General features: G+C 39.9%; 13 protein-coding genes. 4 read left to right on the top strand and 9 right to left on the bottom strand.

The window, feature by feature from the left end:
- Positions 1-117: 117 nt before the first annotated feature.
- Together Q0M21_RS07745 and Q0M21_RS07750 are read left to right on the top strand one after the other, a co-directional pair.
- Complete coding sequence (locus Q0M21_RS07745) at positions 118-1,566, top strand: glyceraldehyde-3-phosphate dehydrogenase (protein WP_295336640.1); 1,449 nt, start codon at positions 118-120, stop codon at positions 1,564-1,566.
- Positions 1,567-1,719: 153 nt separating this feature from the next.
- Positions 1,720-2,091, top strand: coding sequence for a hypothetical protein (locus tag Q0M21_RS07750; protein ID WP_295336642.1), 372 nt, complete (start codon positions 1,720-1,722; stop codon positions 2,089-2,091).
- A 55-nt stretch (positions 2,092-2,146) separates the two neighbouring features.
- Here Q0M21_RS07750 and Q0M21_RS07755 read toward each other — a convergent pair whose 3' ends face one another.
- The 6 genes from Q0M21_RS07755 to Q0M21_RS07780 all read right to left on the bottom strand — a co-directional run bounded on the left by Q0M21_RS07755 (position 2,147) and on the right by Q0M21_RS07780 (position 10,962).
- Positions 2,147-4,411: an aconitate hydratase gene (locus tag Q0M21_RS07755; protein WP_295336644.1), complete on the bottom strand. Its 2,265-nt coding sequence runs from the start codon at positions 4,409-4,411 to the stop codon at positions 2,147-2,149.
- A 165-nt stretch (positions 4,412-4,576) separates the two neighbouring features.
- On the bottom strand, positions 4,577-5,704 hold the full coding sequence (locus Q0M21_RS07760; protein WP_295336647.1) for an acyltransferase: 1,128 nt from the start codon (positions 5,702-5,704) through the stop codon (positions 4,577-4,579).
- Positions 5,705-5,735: 31 nt separating this feature from the next.
- On the bottom strand, positions 5,736-6,689 hold the full coding sequence (locus Q0M21_RS07765; protein ID WP_295336649.1) for a MoxR family ATPase: 954 nt from the start codon (positions 6,687-6,689) through the stop codon (positions 5,736-5,738).
- Between the two features lie 66 nt (positions 6,690-6,755).
- The gene (locus Q0M21_RS07770) at positions 6,756-8,183 is read right to left on the bottom strand and encodes a peptidylprolyl isomerase (RefSeq protein ID WP_295336772.1); all 1,428 of its coding nucleotides are present in this window, start codon (positions 8,181-8,183) and stop codon (positions 6,756-6,758) included.
- Complete coding sequence (locus tag Q0M21_RS07775) at positions 8,146-8,994, bottom strand: peptidylprolyl isomerase (protein WP_295336651.1); 849 nt, start codon at positions 8,992-8,994, stop codon at positions 8,146-8,148. The genes Q0M21_RS07770 and Q0M21_RS07775 overlap by 38 nt, the downstream gene beginning before the upstream one ends.
- Positions 8,995-10,962 (bottom strand): peptidylprolyl isomerase, encoded by a 1,968-nt coding sequence (locus Q0M21_RS07780; RefSeq protein WP_295336654.1) that lies wholly within the window; start codon positions 10,960-10,962, stop codon positions 8,995-8,997.
- Positions 10,963-11,219: 257 nt separating this feature from the next.
- Here Q0M21_RS07780 and Q0M21_RS07785 point away from each other — a divergent pair, with 257 nt between their 5' ends.
- Together Q0M21_RS07785 and Q0M21_RS07790 are read left to right on the top strand one after the other, a co-directional pair.
- Positions 11,220-12,809, top strand: coding sequence for a peptide chain release factor 3 (locus Q0M21_RS07785; protein ID WP_295336657.1), 1,590 nt, complete (start codon positions 11,220-11,222; stop codon positions 12,807-12,809).
- 74 nt (positions 12,810-12,883) lie between these two features.
- Positions 12,884-13,099, top strand: coding sequence for a hypothetical protein (locus tag Q0M21_RS07790; protein WP_295336660.1), 216 nt, complete (start codon positions 12,884-12,886; stop codon positions 13,097-13,099).
- A 168-nt stretch (positions 13,100-13,267) separates the two neighbouring features.
- Here Q0M21_RS07790 and Q0M21_RS07795 read toward each other — a convergent pair whose 3' ends face one another.
- From Q0M21_RS07795 to rpoC, 3 genes are all read right to left on the bottom strand, one after another.
- Positions 13,268-16,798: a T9SS sorting signal type C domain-containing protein gene (locus tag Q0M21_RS07795; RefSeq protein WP_295336661.1), complete on the bottom strand. Its 3,531-nt coding sequence runs from the start codon at positions 16,796-16,798 to the stop codon at positions 13,268-13,270.
- A gap of 614 nt (positions 16,799-17,412) precedes the next feature.
- Positions 17,413-17,724, bottom strand: a complete 312-nt coding sequence (locus tag Q0M21_RS07800; protein ID WP_295336664.1) for a DUF3467 domain-containing protein — start codon at positions 17,722-17,724, stop codon at positions 17,413-17,415.
- A 2-nt stretch (positions 17,725-17,726) separates the two neighbouring features.
- Complete coding sequence (gene rpoC / locus Q0M21_RS07805) at positions 17,727-22,031, bottom strand: DNA-directed RNA polymerase subunit beta' (protein ID WP_295336666.1); 4,305 nt, start codon at positions 22,029-22,031, stop codon at positions 17,727-17,729.

Raw genomic sequence — 22,031 nt, forward strand, 5'->3', positions numbered from 1 at the left:
TTAGGTCGGTTTTTTTTATGATAAAAAAGTCACGAAATCGTTTTCGTGAAAGACTTCTATTTCATATTTTTGCGGCAAATTTTAAAAATTTCAACACAACTAAACACTTTCTTTTTTATGAGCAGCAACACTTTGTACGAGAAGGAATTATCATTCCAAGCCGACAGACGAAAAGCCGGAGTAGAATTCATCAAAATCATCAGCGATTTATGGTACGATAAGTCTATTGAATTGGTCCTTTTCAGAAACCAATTAATCGATCGAAACGTGAGTGATATCATGAATTTACACGAATACGCCGGCGAATTTGTGCAAAAGCCTATCAATGTTTTTGACTCGGTGGAAATTGCCAAAGCAATTTTAAACTTAGACTTACCGCCGTCTCGTATCGATATCGGAAAACTGACTTACGAATACCACTTGGAAGACAACAAATACAACGATGCTCGTGCGTTTGTAATCGACAAATTGAAAAATGCCAAAGACTCTAAAAACATCCAACCTAAAGATGTGGTTTTATATGGCTTTGGTCGTATCGGTCGCTTGTTAGCTCGTGAAATGATGAGTAAAATCGGCAAAGGACAACAACTTCGTTTACGCGCTATTGTAACCCGTGATCGCAACGACGCTTCTTCTTTGGAAAAAAGAGCTTCATTATTGCGTTACGATTCTGTACACGGCGACTTCGAAGGTTCAGTACAAGCCGATGTGGAAAACAATGCACTAATCATCAACGGAACCACCGTACACATCATTACGGCTGCCGGTCCGGAAGAAATAGATTATACAAAATACGGCATCAATGAAGCGCTGGTTATCGACAACACCGGAGCCTTCACTACTGAAGAAGCCTTGAAACGTCACCTAACTTCTAAAGGGGTAGACAAAGTATTGTTAACTGCACCTGGTAAAGGTGTTCCGAATATTGTTTACGGGGTTAACCACAACGATTACAATCCGGATGAAGTAAACATCTACTCAGCAGCGTCTTGTACTACCAATGCTATCACCCCAATTTTAGCCGCTGTAGAAGAAACGCTTGGCGTAGTAAAAGGGCATTTAGAAACCATTCATGCTTACACCAACGATCAAAACTTGGTGGATAACATGCACAAAAAATACCGTCGTGGTCGCGCCGCAGCCTTGAACATGGTAATTACCGAAACCGGTGCCGGAAGCGCTGTAGCCAAAGCCTTGCCTAGTTTGGCCGGAAAATTAACCTCCAATGCGATTCGTGTTCCCGTACCCAATGGTTCCTTGGTAGTACTTAACTTGGAAGTAGGCAAAGAAACCACTATCGAAGAGGTAAACAGCATCATGAGAAAATACGCTTTAGAAGGCGAATTGGTAGAGCAAATTAAATATTCCTTGAACAACGAACTAGTTTCTTCGGATATCGTAGGCACTTCTGCCCCGTCGATTTTCGACAGTAATGCGACCATCGTTTCGGGAGACGGAAAAAATATCGTGCTTTATGTTTGGTACGACAACGAATACGGCTACAGCCACCAAGTAATTCGTTTGGCCAAATACATTGCCAAAGTAAGACGCTATACTTATTATTAATAGGCAAGATTAATTCATTTCAAAAATCTCGTTTTTCCGGTAGGGTCAAACGAGATTTTTTTGTTACCATTCATATAAATTGTTAATAAAATTAAGTTTTAGAAAAATATTTACTATTTTTCGCCATCCAAAACAAAGCCCTCTAACCTGCTTATGAAAAAGCTACTTTTAAGTTTATCAATTCTGACTTGTTTTGCGTTCTCCAATGAAGAGCCTAAAGTCAGTACTTACAATTACGGTCACAACGGTATGGAATATGTGGCACGCAACAAAAACGGAACCGTCATCATCAGTACTTTCAATTCGAAAATGACGATTCGTCAAGAAATAGCCACTCGCATTTATGAAATGTACATCGATAAAAAATTAGAGAGCGATAAAATCATAACCGTCTTCGGCTCCGAAGCCGATGTAACCGGAAAATGCATCATCAGAAAAAAAGACAACTTAACCACAGTCGATTTTTATTACGAAAGCGTACTTTGGTGTTCCGGACACAAGGAAATTTATCAAAAGAAAGCATAATAAAAAAGCTCAACATTTAGTTGAGCTTTTTTTATATTCAGTTCCAAATAATAGCTTAGGCTTTTCCGGCAGCAATCAAGTTCAAAGCTGAACCGGCTACAAACCAGCCAATCTGACTTTCGTTGTACGTGTGGTTGGCCAAGATGATGTCTTTAGAACCATCCGCATGAACAAACTCTAACGTTAACGGTTTGCCCGGAGCAAATTCGGTTAAATCTAAGAAATTGATAGTATCGTCTTCCTGAATTTTGTCGTAGTCTGCTTCATTAGCAAAAGTCAAGGCTAACATCCCTTGTTTTTTCAAGTTGGTTTCGTGGATACGAGCAAATGATTTTACCAATACCGCTTTTACACCCAAGAAACGTGGTTCCATCGCAGCATGCTCACGAGAAGAACCTTCTCCGTAATTGTGATCTCCTACTACTATAGAAGGCACCCCGGCAGCTTTGTAAGCTCTTTGTACCGCAGGAACAGCATCGTAAGCACCGGTCAATTGGTTTTTCACTTTATTGGCTTCTTGATTGAAAGCATTAATAGCCCCAATCAACATATTGTTGGAAATGTTGTCCAAGTGTCCGCGGAAACGCAACCAAGGCCCGGCCATCGAAATGTGGTCAGTAGTACATTTACCAAACGCTTTGATTAACAATTTAGCGCCTGAAATATTATTTCCGTCCCAAGCGTCAAACGGCGCTAACAATTGCAAACGATCAGACGTTGGAGAAACCACAACTTCTACTGATGAACCATCAGCAGCTGGTGCTTGGAAACCGGCATCTTCTACATCAAAACCTCTTTTCGGTAATTCATCACCCGTTGGCGGATTTAATTTTACCGATTCACCTTTGTCGTTTAACAAAGTGTCAGTGATTGGATTGAAAGACAAATCTCCGGAGATAGCCAAAGCAGCTACCATTTCAGGCGAAGTTACAAACGCATGTGTATTCGGGTTACCGTCAGCACGTTTAGAGAAGTTACGGTTGAACGAGTGAACAATGGTATTCTTTTCACCTTTATCCGCTCCGGCTCTGTCCCACTGTCCGATACAAGGTCCGCAAGCATTGGTAAATACTTTAGTCCCCATTTTTTCGAAAGTAGCAATGATGCCGTCTCTTTCAATAGTATAACGAATTTGCTCAGAACCCGGATTGATTCCGAATTCGGCTTTAGGCGTAATGCCGTGCGCTACAGCTTGCTCAACAATAGAAGCAGCGCGCGCCATATCTTCGTAAGAAGAGTTGGTACAAGAACCAATCAATCCCCACTCTACTTTTAACGGCCATCCGTTAGCAGTAGCTTCTTCTTTCATTTTAGACACAGGCGTTCCTCTGTCCGGAGTGAAAGGTCCGTTGATATGCGGCTCTAATTCAGATAAATTGATTTCGATCAATTGGTCGAAGTAATCGGCAGGATTAGCATACACTTCGGCATCGGCCGTTAAGTAAGAAGCTACTTTATCAGCGGCATTTACCACGTCTTGACGACCGGTAGCAGCCAAGTATCTTCTCATAGAATCGTCGTAACCGAAAGTGGAAGTAGTCGCCCCAATTTCAGCACCCATATTACAAATGGTTCCTTTTCCGGTACACGACATAGACGTAGCACCTTCTCCAAAATATTCAACAATAGCACCGGTTCCTCCTTTTACGGTAAGGATATCGGCCACTTTTAAGATAACGTCCTTAGGCGCAGTCCAACCGTTTAATTTTCCTGTCAATTTTACCCCAATTAATTTAGGGAATTTCAACTCCCATGACATGCCCGACATTACGTCTACAGCATCGGCACCACCAACACCAATGGCTAACATACCTAAACCACCGGCGTTAACCGTATGCGAATCGGTACCTATCATCATTCCGCCCGGGAACGCATAATTTTCTAAAACGATTTGGTGTATAATTCCTGAACCCGGTTTCCAAAACCCGATTCCGTATTTGTTAGACACCGAAGACAAAAAGTCGAATACTTCTTTAGACTGCGTATTGGCTACGGCCAAATCAGTCTTTGCTCCTACTTTGGCTTGGATCAAGTGGTCACAGTGAACCGTAGTAGGAACCGCTACTTTGCTTTTTCCGGCGTGCATAAATTGCAACAAAGCCATTTGAGCCGTAGCATCTTGACAAGCCACTCTGTCCGGAGCAAAGTCAACGTAATCTTTGCCTCGGGTAAAAGATTGAGAAGGCATCCCTTCCCATAAATGCGAATATAAAATCTTTTCAGATAACGTAAGCGGACGCCCAACCAACTCGCGTGCTTTGTCTACACGAGCAGCCATGTTGGCATACACTTTTTCAATCATTTCAATATCAAAAGCCATAATAAAACGGGTTAATTTGTTTGCCTCGCAAATTTACGAAAACGTTGTACTTCTGGAAAGTTTTTGCTGAAATATGTTGAGCCAAACCGCTGTTTTAAGGAAAAGTAATTTTTGACACTTCTTTTTTGACAATAACGTATTTTAAAAGTCAAAAAATAGCAATTATTAATTTTTATCCCTCAAATTCATCATCGGTAACTCGTAAAAACGGTAAAGTAAGTAACTCAAAACTAAGGTGATTGTAAAATAGCCGATGACAAAAAGACTCACCTCAAAAACATCTTGAACGTCATAAGAAAGATATTGCTTCATCAACAATAAAATCACACTGTAATGCAATAAATACATCGAATAAGAAACTTTACTGAGAAACACTATCGGCTTTTCCCAAAACAAGTTACTGCCTTTCCATTCGGATAAATACGGTAAAAAACAGGCCACCGCAACCGATAACAAAGGCAAGTAAAAAACATGCCACCACAACGGCTTCGCTTCTATTACCCAACCCAATGAACCGAGGACAAAAAACTGAAAAAAGAAAAGCAACACACCAACAACCACAAACATCATCTTGTACTTGCGCCACAGCGTCATAAAATTAAAATAAATCCAACTGCACAAAACGCCAATAAAAATGCTGTCCAAACGGTAAATCACCACGGCTTTAAGGGATAAGTTCCACTGGGCTAAAGTGGTGTTTTGAGTAGTAGCATGGTAATACAGCTTAGTGCCGATGAAGACCAAAATCAGCGTCAAAACCGCTCCTAAAAAAAAGCGAGAACGGTTTTTAACAGCAACGAGCCTACCCAAAACCAGTAAAAAAAAAGGCAACACTATATACGCGAACTCCTCAACCGAAAGACTCCAGGATTCCGGAAAAAAAGGCAACATGGTAGTGTTGAAATTCTGCAAAAAGAAAAAGTATTGCCACCACGACAAAGCAGCATAGCCTATCACAGAAGCAAGAATCAAATTAAGGACTAAAACCAAGAAATAATTGGGTAACGTTCGGTACCATCTTCGCTTTAGAAAAAAGAAAACAGTGGCCAAATTAAAATCGGATGTCAGGTACAATTGGTATAAAATCTTACCTATCAGAAAACCACTCAACACAAAAAAAACCTCTACTCCTAAAAAACCGAACAACTCCAACAATTGAAACAACAAGCCTTCACCTTTAGGCACTATCCAAAGGCAATGACCAACCACCACCATCAAAATAGCTGTGGCTCGCATCAAGTCGAGACCAAAAATCCTGTGGGCAATAGTGTTCGAACTTATTATTTTATTCATTCTTTAAATGTAATAAAATAATAAAGTCGGTTTACAATAATTGGCTAATGATTTGCTCTTCTGAAATGCCTTCAGCGTCAGCTTTGTAGTTTTTGATAATTCTGTGGCGCAAAATGCCGGTGGCTACGGCTTTGACATCTTCAATATCCGGCGAAAATTTACCATTAAAGGCGGCATGGGCTTTGGCTGCCAAAATAAGGTTTTGAGAAGCACGAGGTCCTGCACCCCAATCCAAATAGTTGTTCACATAATCGGAAGCCAAAGGACTTTTCGGACGGGTTTTACCTACCAACGTCACGGCGTATTCAATCACATTATCGGCTACGGGAACGCGACGAATTAAATGTTGGAAATCGATGATTTCCTGAGCGGTAAACAAAGCATTGATGGTTGGTTTTTCGTCACTGGTAGTACTTTTTACCACTTGCACTTCTTCTTCGTATGTAGGATATTCCAATTTAATGGCAAACATAAAACGGTCCAATTGCGCTTCCGGTAACGGATAAGTTCCCTCCTGCTCAATAGGGTTTTGGGTAGCCAAAACAAAGTACGGCAACGACAATTTGTAGTTCTGACCGGCTATGGTAACCGAACGCTCCTGCATCGCTTCGAGCAAAGCCGCTTGGGTTTTAGGCGGCGTTCTGTTTATCTCGTCAGCCAAAATGATATTGGAAAAAATCGGTCCTTTGATAAACTTGAATTGACGGTTTTCATCTAAAATTTCACTCCCTAAAATATCCGAAGGCATCAAATCCGGGGTAAACTGTATGCGCTTGAAATCTAAGCCCAAGGCCTGAGCCAAGGTATTAACCATTAAAGTCTTAGCCAAACCGGGAACACCCACCAAAAGCGCGTGTCCGCCCGAGAAGATACTCAGTAAAATCTGGTCCACTACGGCTTCCTGGCCGACAATGATTTTGGCAATCTCTTTCTTAAGTTCGATTCTTTTTTGAACTAAATTTTGAATGGCAGCTACATCAGACATTTGACTTTGGATTTATGAGGTTGGTATTAAATTTTAGAAGTCCAAGATATGGTAATAAACGGCAAACTATTTTTTAAGCCAATTGTTGATAAACAAACAATCTCTGTATTCGCCGTTGATTTTAATGTAGGTTTCCTTGATTTTTTCTTCCGTCCATTTAGCGATCGCTTTGATTTGTTTTTCTTTAAGCGCTAACTCTTTAATTTTGGTATAATCTTTTGCGTAGTCTGCCGTATGCTCATTAATACGATTGGTTACGGTAATGATTTTGTATTTTTTTCCGGTTCTCGGATCATCATCTAAAATAGGAGCTGTAACCGCACCGTCTTTCAAGTTAGACACTTCGCTGTATAAAGTCGGATCCATTTTAGTCAATTCGAAACGCGTGTCTTGTGTTTTCGGATTGATTAACGTTCCGCCGTTGGCTCTGGTTTCTTTCTCGTCAGATAACGTTCTGGCCGCTTCTGCAAAACTAAGTTCTCCTTTTTCAATACGCGATTTAATAGTTATAATTTTATCACGAGCATCTCTCAAGGCTTGGTCAGATACTTTAGGCATCATCAAAATATGACGCAATTCTACTTCTTGTCCTTTAATGCGCTCCACCATAATGATATGGTAACCGTATTCGGTTTCGAATGGTTCCGAAATTTCGCCTTCGCCCAAACTAAAGGCCACATCTTTAAACTCTTTTACGAATTGCGTCTTGCGGTTTATCTTGTAAAATCCGCCGTTAGCAGCCGAACCACGGTCATCGGAATAAATAACCGCACGGGTTTTAAAACTCGCTCCGGCCAGTACTTCCTCTTTGATTTCTTTAAGTCGGCGTATAACCCTTTGTTTCTCTTCCTCGGTAACCTTTGGGATAACTACAATTTGAGCCACTTCCATTTCGGCACCGAAAACCGGCAATTCATCTTGTGGAATCGATTTAAAAAACGTACGGGTTTCTTCCGGCGTAATTTCTACAGCCTCCACAATTTTTCTTCGCATTTCACCCGACAATTTGTTGCTTTTAATGATGTCAAACAAATCAGTTCTGAAATCTTCCTCACTGTCTTTTTTGAAATACTGAATTACCTTATCCATCGTGCCCAATTGCTCCACCATGTAGGCAATTTGTTCAGCCATTTTCTCTCTCACTTCTTCATCCTTAACCACTATACTGTCTTGAATAGCTTGGTGAGCATACAATTTGTCTTCCAACAAACTCCCTAACATTTGACAACGGCTGATATCTTTAACAGACTGACCTTGACTGGCCAATTCCAGGTAGGCTTTATCCACATCCGAATCCAATACCAAATAATCACCTACTGTAGCGATGATACCATCCACTTTTAACTTCTTCGAAGTATTAACTTGAGGTTTGGCTTTTACACTGTCTTTTATAATTTCTTGAGCATTCAGCGAACCAACGGAACAGAGCAATGCTACTACAGCTAAGGTTAGTTGGTTATTTATAAATTTCATAATCATTGTTTTTAATGGCATCATCGGTGATTTCTTTTTCAAACTGCTTTATTAATTCTAATTTTCTTTTGTTAAGGATTACTTCCTTCAGGGTTGGCTTGATATATTCAAATGGCGAAATTTGATTTTTATCAATCACATTGGTTATTTTAATCAAATACACATCGTCGTTCGATTGTATTTCGGCTCTTTTTCCGGGACGAATAATCTCATCTCTGTTGTCCGGGTTTATGACCGGTAATTTGTAATATACCTGACTCATATCAACCCAAACCGAATCATTCATAGCAAAACTTTTAAATTGCAAGCCATAAGTATCCCAGAACTTTTGGTCTTTCTTACTGTAATTAAAGAACTTGTTTCTGATAGTAGCAAAACGCGGATTGTCTTTGGTCAAATTGATAAAACGCAAACGTACTAAAGTAGTATTGGTTTTAAAATTATCTTTATTCTCCTCGTAATACTGTTTTAATTCCTCCTCCGTTACTAAAGTATCAACGGTGTTTCTCACCACCTCTTCAATATAAGCCTTAGTGTACAAATCAATTTTGTATTGTTTGATCAAAGCGTTGTACTCGCTTTTCTTTTTATCGCTCAAATTGCGCTCAGCCGCTTCAATAAGCAGTTTTTGACTCGCCCATCGATTGATAAAATCCCGGACTAACAGTATGCTGTCTGCCTTGGAAGTTCCTGCCGGAACTAACGTAGCTATATCGCTTTTGTACAAATAGTTTTTCCCGACTCTGGCTATCGACTCCGGTTTTTTTTCGGGCTTGAAATAATTACAAGAACCCAATAAAAACATCAGCAAAAAAAAACTACTTCTAATCATTTAAGGATGCAACTGTTTTTTTACACTTTCAAAAACGTCTTGATTGACTTTTACGTTAAATTCTTGTTTCAAATCATCAACCCATCTTTGCTCTAAATACTGTTGGTATTCATTAACTACTTTTCCTCTGCATTCTTCTAAAGTCTTTACCTCCTCAGGCATTACTTTGTCAACTTTTACCACAAAATAATATTCCCCTTCTTTGAAAATATCGGAAATACCCACTTCAAATTGAGTAGCTTTAGGCAAAGCACTATTGCCTTCTTCAAATTTTCCGGTATTGGCCATAACGTTCACCACATTCCCAACATTCAACTGATCTTTGATGGTTTGTACATCTTTATTCTTTTTCAACAGAGACAAGGCTTTTTTAATGGTCTCCATTTTAGTGGAAGACAAAATGGTAGCTTCTACCCTTTTTTTCCACATATGGTTGAATTTAGTCGAATTGTAAAAAGTTTGCAAGCCTACCGTATCTGTTTTGGCACGCTCCCAAATTTCTTTTTCCATCAAATCAAACAACAACAAACCATCGCGGTATTCTTCCATCACATAAGCAAACTCCGGAAACTCAGTCTCCAAATTTTCATCGTAATAAGCCGTTAATTGTTCGTCTAAAAATCTGTCATACAGCGTTTCCATAAGTACCGAAAGCGGCTTCACTTTCAATCCTGATTTTTGCTGTTTGTCAACAAACTCTAAGAATTTTTTCCCGTCAATTTTTTTAGTGTTGATAGTAAGTAACACACCGGCATAATCTTTAGCAGCTTCAGGTTGTGCCCACTTGCTTTCGTAAAAGTCAGCCGTGATCCATTTGGAAACCTGTGCAAACACTTTTGAATCTCTCTTGTAAGTGTATTGCTTCCTGAGTTTTTCGTTCAGGGAAGCCGTAATCTTTTTGGAGCGATCGTCTTTGCCGATTTTATTTTCCAATTCCGATTTCATTTCAGACAAGGTCCGCACCGGATGCTTCGCTATCAACTTCACAATATGCCAACCAAACTCGGTTTGAAAAGGCTTAGAAAGATCATTAGGGTTTACTAAAGAAAAAGCCACTTCTTCAAAGGCTTCCGAACTCAATTGTCCGGAACCGAATTTATTCAAAACACCGCCTTTAGGCGACGTAGATTTGTCCTCGGAAAATTGTTTGGCTAAATCTTCAAATTTTTCCCCTTGTTGGATTTTTTGATAAATTTCATTAATGGTTTGCTCCGGTTTTCCCTGATCGGCATCTTCAGGCTTGGCTTTTAAAATCATGATGTGTGCCACGGTCACTTCGCCTCGATTCGGTCTAATATCTTCCACTTTCACTATATGATAACCAAATCGGGTTCTGGTAATTTTAGAAACCTTGCCCTTTGCAGTATTATAAGCCGCATTTTCAAATCCATAAACCATTCTGAAAGCAGTAAAATAGCCCAAATCGCCTTTGTTTTCCTTAGCCGAAGGATCTTCGGAATACTGCACCGCTAAGGCCGCAAAATCTTCGCCGGCCTGAGCTCTTTTGGCAATATCTTCAATTTTTTTATAGGCTTTTAAGGTGTCTTCAGGAGAGGCATTCTCATCTGCTAAAATTAAAATATGGGAGGCTCTTACCTCTTTTTGCAAACGCTGATAAGCTTCCTCTATCAAAGCTTCCGTAATTTTAGTATCGTTAAAATAGTTTTTGGCCAATTGACTGCGATAGGACTTCAATTCCGATTGGTACTTGGCACTGTTCTGCAAGCCTAATTTGTAGGCTTTATTAACTTTCAACTTGTAACCAATAAACAACTCCAAATATTGATTCAAATCTTTTTGAGATTCGTCTTTCACCAAATCTAAGTTTTTCTTGTAAACCCTTGAAAATTCATCGGTATAATAAGACTTATCATTAATGGTAAACAAAACTTCTTTGGTATTGGTTTGCCCGAAACCGGCTGTAGCCGCTAAAAAAGACAATCCCAAAAAAAACGATTTTATACTCATATTGCTTTTGATTTCTTTTTTTAATCAGAATTAAATTTATAGTTAAGGTTCCCTCAAAAAAACACTCGGGTTTATCAAGGTTACAATCAACAAAAGTAACAATTCAAACACATTATACAAGTATAGCGCTGACTATTAACAAAATTTTATTAACAGAATTTTAGAACCTTTTTAACCCTAATTAATCTGCAAAATTGCAACTGCTGGAATTTTGAGTAAATAATAGTACTTTTGCAAACCATTTATCAAAAAAATCCATGAGTTTTTTAAAAGAAATACAACGTCGCAGAACATTCGGTATTATTTCGCACCCCGATGCCGGTAAAACCACCCTAACGGAAAAATTGTTGCTTTTTGGAGGTGCCATTCAGGAAGCCGGAGCGGTAAAAAACAATAAAATCAAAAAGGGAGCCACTTCCGATTTTATGGAAATTGAGCGCCAAAGAGGAATCTCAGTGGCTACTTCAGTTTTAGCTTTTAACTATCAGGATAAAAAAATCAATATCCTCGATACACCCGGGCACAAAGATTTTGCCGAAGACACTTTCAGAACCTTAACTGCCGTAGACAGTGTTATTGTAGTGATCGACGTAGCCAAAGGAGTCGAGGAACAAACCGAAAAATTGGTGGAAGTTTGCCGAATGAGAAACATTCCGATGATTGTTTTCATTAACAAATTAGACCGAGAAGGAAAAGATGCCTTCGACTTAATGGATGAAGTGGAACAAAAACTCAAACTGAGTGTAACCCCATTGAGTTTCCCTATTGGCATGGGTTATGACTTTCAGGGTATTTACAATATTTGGGAACAAAACATCAATCTTTTTAGTGGCGACAGCCGCAAAAACATCGAAGATACCATTGCGTTTTCCGACATCAACAATCCGGAATTGGAGAAAATCATCGGAGAAAAACCGGCCGTGAAGTTGCGAGAAGAATTAGAATTAATCGGAGAAGTATATCCGACTTTCGATCGTGAGGCCTATTTGAACGGTGATTTACAACCGGTATTTTTCGGCTCTGCCTTGAACAATTTCGGGGTAAGAGAGTTATTAGATTGTTTCGTGGAAATCGCACCGTCACCAAGACCCAAAGAATCCGAAACCCGATTGGTACATCCGGAAGAAGAAAAAATGACTGGCTTTGTCTTTAAAATACATGCCAACATGGATCCGAAACACCGTGACCGTTTGGCCTTCGTAAAAATTGTATCAGGCACTTTTGAAAGAAACAAACCTTACACGCACGTACGTTTGAACAAAACCTTAAAATTTTCAAGTCCGAATGCCTTCTTCGCCGAGAAAAAAGAAATTGTTGATATTTCTTACCCGGGTGATATTGTAGGATTACACGACACCGGAAACTTTAAAATCGGCGACACGCTAACCGAAGGCGAATTGATGAGTTTTAAAGGCATCCCGAGTTTTTCGCCGGAACACTTCCGCTACATCAACAATGCCGATCCGCTTAAAGCCAAACAACTGGACAAAGGTGTCGATCAATTAATGGACGAAGGTGTAGCGCAGCTCTTCACCTTAGAAATGAACAACCGAAAAGTCATTGGTACCGTTGGCGCATTGCAATACGAAGTAATCCAATACCGCCTCGAGCACGAATACGGCGCCAAATGCAGCTACGAAAACTTCCCCGTACACAAAGCTTGCTGGGTAAAACCTAATGATCCGAAAAGCGAAGAGTTTAAAGAATTCAAACGCATCAAACAAAAATTCCTGGCACATGACAAATATGGGCAACTGGTATTTTTAGCCGATTCAGAGTTCACCATTCAAATGACCCAAAGCAAATTCCCGAATGTAAAATTATTCTTTACCTCAGAATTTGACTAACAACCTCTAATTTATAAGGTATTCTTTTCAATTTAAAAAATGATTAGTATATTTACGCACCAAAATTCATGACTATGAAAGACTTTTCTAAAACATTACTAATTGCTTTTTTAGTGTTTACTGATTTTACTGCATTTGCCGGACCCGGAGACAATACCGGTGGCGGAGATTTAGGCGGCGGAGATGAACCGGCAACACCTATAAACACTTACCTAATATTTGTTATAGTATTTGGTTTGGTTTTGGCTTTCTACTCACTAAAAAAGAACAATAAACAAATAAAAGGATAGTTGGATTGTTGAAAAACTAATTCAAGAAACATAAAAAACCTTCTTTATCACAGAAGGTTTTTTTAACTTTTAGAATAGATTTAAACCAAAAAACAAAAAATAAATTGTATTTTAATTTAAAAAAAAGACCGCTCAAATGAGCGGTCTTTTTTTTAATTCCATAATTGATTATTCGTCTTCAGCCACTTGAATTGTGGAGATTTTGAGGTCTTTTCTGAGCGTTGTTCTTGGAAACAATACTTTTTTAGTTACCGATTTACCGTCTTGTGTTTTAATCTTCACCAACAATACTTCGGTAGCAAAACCAACCTTAATTAAAGCTTGACTATTGTTAATGTCTTTTTGTTGGAACAACAAGCGACCTGCCAAATCGTAAATCATTACATGGTCCATTACAAAGTTTCCGGTATTAATGGAAATCTGGTTAGATGGCGTTTTGTAGATAACCACTTGGTTCTCACTCAACACCGGATCTGTAACCCCTAAAGTTGACGCTTGGAATACTACTTCAAAACGAGCGTTAAAAGTACCCGATTCAGTAGCAAACGAGTAAGTACCATCGGATAAATTATGAACCGTACCGGTTACAGTATCTCTTAAATATACCGCTTGTCCTGAAGCGAACAAACCATCTACTCTATCCACAGCTATACTGTAAGTACCGGCTGTAGTAGCAGTAAACTGCATCGGGATAACATCAGAAGCCGCAAATGGCAACCCTTTACTCTGAATAGCGTAAGGCTCTGAATCCAATAAAGACGCCAAAGCAACTTCACCATCATTAATATATTTTCCGTCGTAGTTAACATCAAATCCATTGGTAGCGTTGGTCATATAACCAATCATCGCTTGCGAAAACAATCCGGCTTCGTTGGTTACATTCAACCAAACTCGATGGCGCTCTACAGTACCAATGTTGGTCGTGTTACCTGTTCTCAAGAAACTGTTGGTATGATCGTCAACACGCATACTATTATCAAAAATCACATTCCCCGAACCGGCACCCGTACCTTCTACAAAAAACCCTTGACCGACTTGAATTACTTGGTAAGGCAAACTGGCTACCTCATTAGCACGTTGCTCACCGTTACTAATAAATCCTCCTAGGTTAAAAGTACAATAAGAGGGCTTGTTGGAACCGTTGGTTTTACGCCACATGTATAAAGTACCGGTAATGGAAGCCGCATTATTAGGATGGGTAATAAAAGCTTCAGGATCAATTGGCGACGGATAAGGATTACCTACTAAGGTAAAACGCTTGCCCTGACCAAAGTTAGCCAACGGAATGCTATAGGTACCATTATTAGGCACCCCCGTAAAAGTACCCTCCCAAGCTTGCGGTTGCGTAGCCGAATGAGTATTAGACACGCGAATCAACACCCCTTTAGCGGTTTCAAATGCAGTAGTAGCCGGACTAGCCACTACCGTATAAAAATTGGTATTAGAATCGTAATTGTAAAAACGATTGGAAACGGTTAATGGCGAAAAGGCTTGTAACAGCTGTCCGGTCACCGGTGCCGACCACAAAGTGTAATCCAAACGTTTGATTGGCGATGAATTAGCCTTATAAACTATGGCACCACTATTAAAATTTGTAGGCCCACTTTGCAACAAATAAGCTTTAGGCTCAAAGGTCATAGTACTACCCGCACTCACAGTCAAGGCACCCGAAAGTACTACACTGTCCTGCGGCACTATAGTAACTACAGCATTATTTTGAACGGTTAAGGAACAGCCTTGTAAATCAAAGTTGGAACCCGGTGAAGTATAATTACCCGCTATCACCAAAGCTTTGTTTGAAGCAGGCACACCGTTACTCCAAGCCGATCCGTTCCAAGTGGTCGAGTTAAAACTTAGTGTCGCTGCTGTTGAAACAACCTCTCCGCATCCGGACAATACAGCTCTGAATTTTGTTTCCTGAGTTAATGTCCCACTAGTATAAGTAGCAGCCGTATGAGCAATCGGAGTCCAAGTGGTAAACGGACTTACAGCACTTTCCCAACGAACTATAGTGCCGGTATGACCTGACAGGGTTAATACACCACTATTGGCTCCTGAACAAATGGTAGCCGAACCGGAAACGGAACCGCCCACAGCAGCAGCTGTTAAAGCCACAGTAGTAGTAGCAGTAGCAGTACACCCAAAAGTGTTAGCTACCGTTACCGTATAAGAGCGGGCAACCGTTTGGGTAACACCTGTCGGATTTTGAACAGACGAAGTAAACCCTGCCGGAGTAGAGATCCAAGCATAAGCAACCTCAGGAGCAGCATAACTTCCGGTTATCGTTACATTATCTATAGCCCAGTAATAGCCCCAAACAGCAGCATAACGAAAACGAATAGCCACACTAGGTTGATTCAAATAGTCAGATAGATCAGTGGTAACTTGCACAAAATCGGAAGGACCTCCTTGTGTGGTAGTGTAAGTATTTAAAGCATTCCAATTGGTGCCGTTGGTTGAAATCTCAACATAAGCAAAATCGGAGGTATTATAATCTCTGTAAAAATGAAAGAAGCTCAAACTGGCAGCACTCAAACCAACAGTACTAAAAGTAGGCGACTGTAAAATAGTAGCCGCAGTACTGCCACTGCCCTGAGCATCGCTGTCAGACAAATAAAATTGTGAGGCATCATTACTGTTTAAAGTTTGCGTGGAAGCCTGATGACCGTTTGGACGTAAAGTCCAAGCCGCATTAGCAGGAGTACCACCGGTACTGTTGTTAACAGTAATCCAAGCGCTCTCCGAACGATTGAAGTTTTCGCTTACTATAGTTACAGGCGTACTCGAATTAGAAGAAGCACCGGAAGTTAAATTGAAACCAACTCCGGCACAAGTTGAAGCGGCCGAAGCAGCAGCAGTAACGGCAGTAGGTCTCGGATTAACCAATACAACGGCAGCATTAGAAGACAAAGTTTCGCCACAGTTGTTGGAAGCTATCACATGATAAGCCCCGGAATCAGCTTGAGTCGAATTAGCTTTGGTATAAGTAGCACCGGTAGCACCCGAAATAAGGGAACCGTTTCGGTACCATTGATAGGCGGTAGCATTACTAAAGGAAGAAGTTAACGCCAACGTATTTCCGGCACATAAGTTTTGGGCGGCAGGCTGCGTTGTTACCGCCATAGCAGGACAAGTAATCCCCGAAATCACAATATTTCTGTTGCGGTAAGATCTGTTATTTCCATCAGACTCCCAAGCGTAAATGCGAACCGCAAAAGTAACGCCTGATGGCACTTGTAATGTCAAACCGGTAAAAGAGAAAGCAGTTGAAGCAGCGTTACTGATGGTAAGGTTACTTCCAATCTGAGTGCTGGTAGCAAAGTCATCAAGAGAATAATAAGCCGCCACAATCCAATCTCCGTTAGAGCGACTGTGTTCACCTGTTAAGGAATTAACAAATAACGTTTGGCCTGAAGCTGGAGTAATTTTGTACTCATAATACTCAGTGGCAACCAAAGTTGGGGAATCATTTACCCAAGAACCGGTTGAAATCCCAACAGAAGAACTATAAGTTGGATTGTTAATACCCGAACCAATTGCAATAGAAGTTGCTGTAACATTTCCCAAGACAGAAGCATTACCATTAGACGTTAACGCCCAAGTTGCTCTAGCCGTGGTTTGTGCTTGGGACTGAAGCACAATAAAAACGACAAACAGCAGAACCATAAAAGCTTTTAACTTTAGTAACTTGTTTTTCATAGTGTTGTGTAGGTTAACTAATTTAAATTATTTTGTTATTTTGACTGCAAAAGTGATTCAAGACACAAGTCAGCAACAAAAAAAATCGATATCAGTTCAATATAATCGACAAAATCCTCTTTTTTGTAAGCTATTTTCCTCTAAACTAACAAAAACTGACCGAACGCGACAAGAATCAACAACCAAAAATAGAATAAAAAAATAATGCAAACCAAATTTTTTATCGATTAAATGCATTTTTTATCGATTATTTGCATTTTATTACTTTTTTTGTAATCTATTTATTATATTATTATAATTTTATCAACGAATTTTTAACATTTCGGCTTAATTTCATCTTATCTTTAATTACTTTTCTCCTAAAGTAATCGCAAAACCAAAAGCAGTACTTGATTTATTTTTTAGGGTTGTGGTTGAGTGTGCCTATAACTTTAGGGTAGCAGTATGAAGTTAATAGGGAAAAATAAAAGGTCATCCAAAAAAGCAAAATGAAAGACAAAACCCTATATAGAAATCATTTAAAATAAAAATATTACTTTTTTATCTAACGCACATGCAACAAAAAAACCCTCTTCCAAATGAAGAGGGTTTTTATCTTATAAAGTTACAAAAACTTAAGCCTGACCGGCAGGACCAAAATTCAAAGGTACCTGAGGTTGCTCTGTATCCTTGATTTCGCCGTTTGCCAACTCATAACGATGAATGTTTTCACCCAATGCTTTCAAAAATCGTTTAGCATGTTGCGGGGTAAGTACAATTCTCGATTTCACTTTGGCTTTCGGGACACCCGGCATTAGAGTAACAAAATCAACTACAAATTCGGAAGCCGAATGGTTGATGATGGCCAAATTGGAATAAATCCCTTCGGCTGTTTTCTCATCTAACTCGATGTTGATTTGTCCTTGCTGTGGATTGTGATCACTCATGATTAATAGATGTATTCTTCTTTGTTAGCCATGATTTCATTGTAATCTTCTTTCGAACCTACAATAAAATGATCGTAATCTCTCATACCGGTACCTGCAGGGATTCTGTGACCTACAATTACGTTTTCTTTCAATCCTTCTAAAGTATCTACTTTACCGGCTACAGCAGCTTCGTTTAATACTTTAGTAGTTTCCTGGAAGGAAGCCGCCGAGATGAACGACTTGGTTTGTAACGATGCTCTGGTAATACCTTGTAGTACCGGAGTAGCGGTAGCAGTGATAACATCACGAGCTACTACTAAATTCTTATCGTTGCGTTTCAACATCGAATTCTCATCTCTTAACTCACGTGGCGATACAATTTGACCCGGTTTTAAAGTCTCCGAATCTCCGGCATCCTCCACTACTTTCATTCCGTACAATTTATCGTTTTCTTCAATAAAGTCAGCAGTGTGAATCAATTGCTCTTCTAAGAACAAGGTGTCTCCCGGATCTTGTACTTGAACTTTACGCATCATTTGACGAATTACTACCTCAAAGTGCTTGTCGTTGATTTTTACCCCTTGTAAACGGTAAACCTCTTGAATCTCATTCACCAAATACTGTTGAACAGCCGATGGCCCTTGAATTCTTAAGATATCCTCCGGCGTAATAGCACCGTCAGACAATGGCATACCCGCTTTTACGAAGTCGTTTTCTTGCACTAAGATTTGACTTGATAATTTCACCAAGTATTTCTTAACCTCACCAAATTTAGATTCGATGATGATTTCACGGTTACCACGTTTGATTTTACCGAAAGATACTACTCCGTCAATTTCAGATACTACTGCAGGGTTTGAAGGATTACGAGCCTCTAACAACTCCGTAATTCTTGGTAAACCTCCGGTGATATCACCCGCTTTAGAAGAACGACGAGGAATTTTAACCAAGATTTTACCGGCTTTAATTTTCTCTCCGTCTTCTACCATTAAGTGAGCACCAACCGGTAAGTTGTAAGAACGGATTAATTCTCCGTCTTTACCGTAAACCAATAAGGTTGGTATTAACTTTTTATTTCTTCCTTCTGAAATTACTTTCTCTTGGAATCCGGTTTGCTCATCTATTTCAACTTGGAACGATTGTCCTTGTTCTAAATCTTCGTAAGCAATTTTTCCGGTAAACTCAGAAACGATAACTCCGTTGTATGGATCCCATTTACAAATAACAGCTCCTTTTTCTACTACGTCACCATCTTTAACATTGATTACGGAACCGTAAGGAATGTTGTGTGTACTTAATAGGATTCCGGTTTTAACATCTACCAATTTTAACTCTGTTGAACGAGACACAACGATATCCACTTTGTTTCCGTCGTTGTCTTCTCCAACCACTGTTTTCAAATCTTCGATTTCCAATCTTCCACCGAATTTAGCAATGATGCTGGACTCTTCAGAAACACCACCGGCAACCCCTCCAACGTGGAAGGTACGTAGGGTTAACTGCGTTCCTGGCTCTCCAATTGATTGTGCTGCAATAACTCCGACAGCTTCACCTTTTTGAGTCATTTTTCCGGTAGCTAAGTTTCTTCCGTAACATTTAGCACAGATTCCTTTCTTAGCTTCACAAGTTAATGGTGAACGTACATCTACTTTCTCTAACGGAGATTCTTCGATAGCTTTCACAATAGCTTCCGTGATTTGCTCGCCTGAGTGTACTAAGATTTCGTTAGTTAACGGGTTAATTACATCTTGTAATGCCACACGTCCTAAGATTCTTTCTCCTAAGGTTTCTACGATTTCTTCATTTTTCTTTAAAGCAGAAACTTCGATACCTCTTAACGTACCACAATCTACAGAGTTTACGATTACGTCTTGGGAAACGTCATGTAAACGACGAGTCAAGTAACCCGCATCAGCAGTTTTCAAAGCGGTATCCGCTAATCCTTTACGAGCACCGTGCGTAGAGATAAAGTATTCCAAAATCGATAGACCTTCCTTAAAGTTGGAAAGAATCGGGTTTTCGATAATTTCTCCACCTCCTGCTGTTGATTTTTTAGGCTTAGCCATCAAACCACGCATACCGGTTAACTGACGAATCTGCTCTTTCGATCCACGCGCTCCGGAATCCAACATCATATATACTGAGTTGAATCCTTGTTGGTCTTCACGGATATTCTTCATAGCCAACTCGGTCAATAAAGCATTCGTAGAAGTCCACACGTCGATTACTTGGTTGTAACGCTCGTTGTTGGTGATAAGACCCATGTTATAGTTCATGGTAATGCCGTCCACTTGCTCACGAGCATCAGCGATTAATTCATCTTTTCTTTGTGGGATGATGATATCCCCTAATGAGAAGGACAATCCACCTTTGAAAGCGAACTTGTATCCCATATCTTTCATGTTATCCAAGAAAGCTGCTGTGGTAGGCACATCGGTTACAGCTAAGATTTTACCAATAATATCACGCAATGATTTTTTGGTCAATACTTCGTTGATGTAACCGGCTGCTTCCGGCACTACTTCGTTGAATAGCACTCTACCGGCAGTTGTTTGGATAAGTTTGTATACTAATTCACCGTTCTCGTTAAAGTCTTTGGCTCTGATTTTCACACGAGCATTCAACTCTAATCTGCCTTCATTTAAAGCGATGTTAACTTCTTCAGCAGAGTAGAAAGTTAAGCCTTCGCCTAAAATTTTATGATCCGGTGTAGACAATCTTTCTTTGGTCATGTAGTACAGACCCAAAACCATGTCCTGAGAAGGTACGGTAATTGGCGCACCATTGGCCGGGTTCAAGATATTGTGAGAAGCCAACATTAACAATTGGGCTTCCAAAATAGCTTCCGGTCCTAATGGCAAGTGTACTGCCATCTGGTCACCGTCGAAATCCGCGTTAAACGCCGTACAAACCAACGGGTGTAATTGGATCGCTTTTCCTTCGATTAACTTTGGCTGGAACGCTTGGATACCCAAACGGTGCAAAGTAGGAGCACGGTTGAGCAATACCGGATGTCCTTTGATTACATTTTCAAGGATGTCCCATACTACAGGCTCTTTTTTATCAATGATTTTCTTAGCCGACTTAACGGTTTTAACGATTCCTCTTTCGATTAACTTACGAATAACGAATGGTTTGTATAGTTCTGCCGCCATGTCTTTTGGCAAACCACATTCAAACAATTTCATTTCCGGTCCAACCACAATTACCGAACGAGCAGAATAATCCACACGTTTTCCTAATAAGTTTTGACGGAAACGACCTTGCTTACCTTTTAAGGAATCCGAAAGGGATTTCAATGGACGGTTTGATTCGGTTTTAACCGCAGAAGCTTTACGGGTGTTGTCGAATAAGGAATCTACTGATTCTTGCAACATACGTTTTTCGTTTCTCAAGATTACTTCCGGAGCTTTGATTTCCATCAATCTTTTCAAACGGTTGTTACGGATGATTACTCTTCGGTACAAATCGTTCAAATCGGAAGTAGCGAAACGACCACCATCTAGCGGCACCAACGGACGCAATTCAGGCGGAATCACCGGAATTACTTTCAAAATCATCCACTCAGGACGGTTTTCTCTGTTAAGGTTAGCCTCGCGGAACGATTCTACTACTTGTAATCTTTTTAACGCTTCTGTTTTTCTTTGTTTAGACGTTTCGTTGTTAGCGCTGTGACGCAACTCGTATGATAAAGCATCTAAGTCCGTGCGAGCCAACAAGTCCATAATACATTCAGCACCCATTTTGGCAATAAATTTATTCGGATCTGAATCATCTAAATATTGGTTCTCCATCGGAAGGGTATCTAAAATATTTAGATATTCTTCTTCCGTTAAGAAGTCTAATCTTTGTAAAGATTCGCCATCTGCATTTTTAGCAATACCGGCTTGGATTACTACGTATCTTTCGTAGTAAATAATCATGTCTAATTTTTTAGACGGTAACCCTAGGATGTAACCAATTTTGTTGGGTAACGAACGGAAGTACCAGATGTGAGCGATGGGCACCACCAAGTTGATGTGACCTACTCTGTCTCTACGCACTTTTTTCTCTGTTACTTCAACACCACAACGGTCACAAACGATTCCTTTATAACGGATTCTTTTGTATTTACCACAAGCACACTCGAAATCCTTTACAGGTCCGAAGATACGCTCACAGAAAAGACCGTCACGTTCCGGTTTGTGGGTTCTATAGTTGATAGTTTCCGGCTTCAAAACCTCACCTCTTGACTCAGCCAAGATGGATTCCGGAGAAGCTAGTCCTATCGAAATTCTGTCAAATCTTTTGATAGTATTTTTAGTATCTTTATTTCTATTCATCAT

Source organism: Flavobacterium sp. (assembly GCF_024710485.1).
GTDB lineage: Bacteria > Bacteroidota > Bacteroidia > Flavobacteriales > Flavobacteriaceae > Flavobacterium.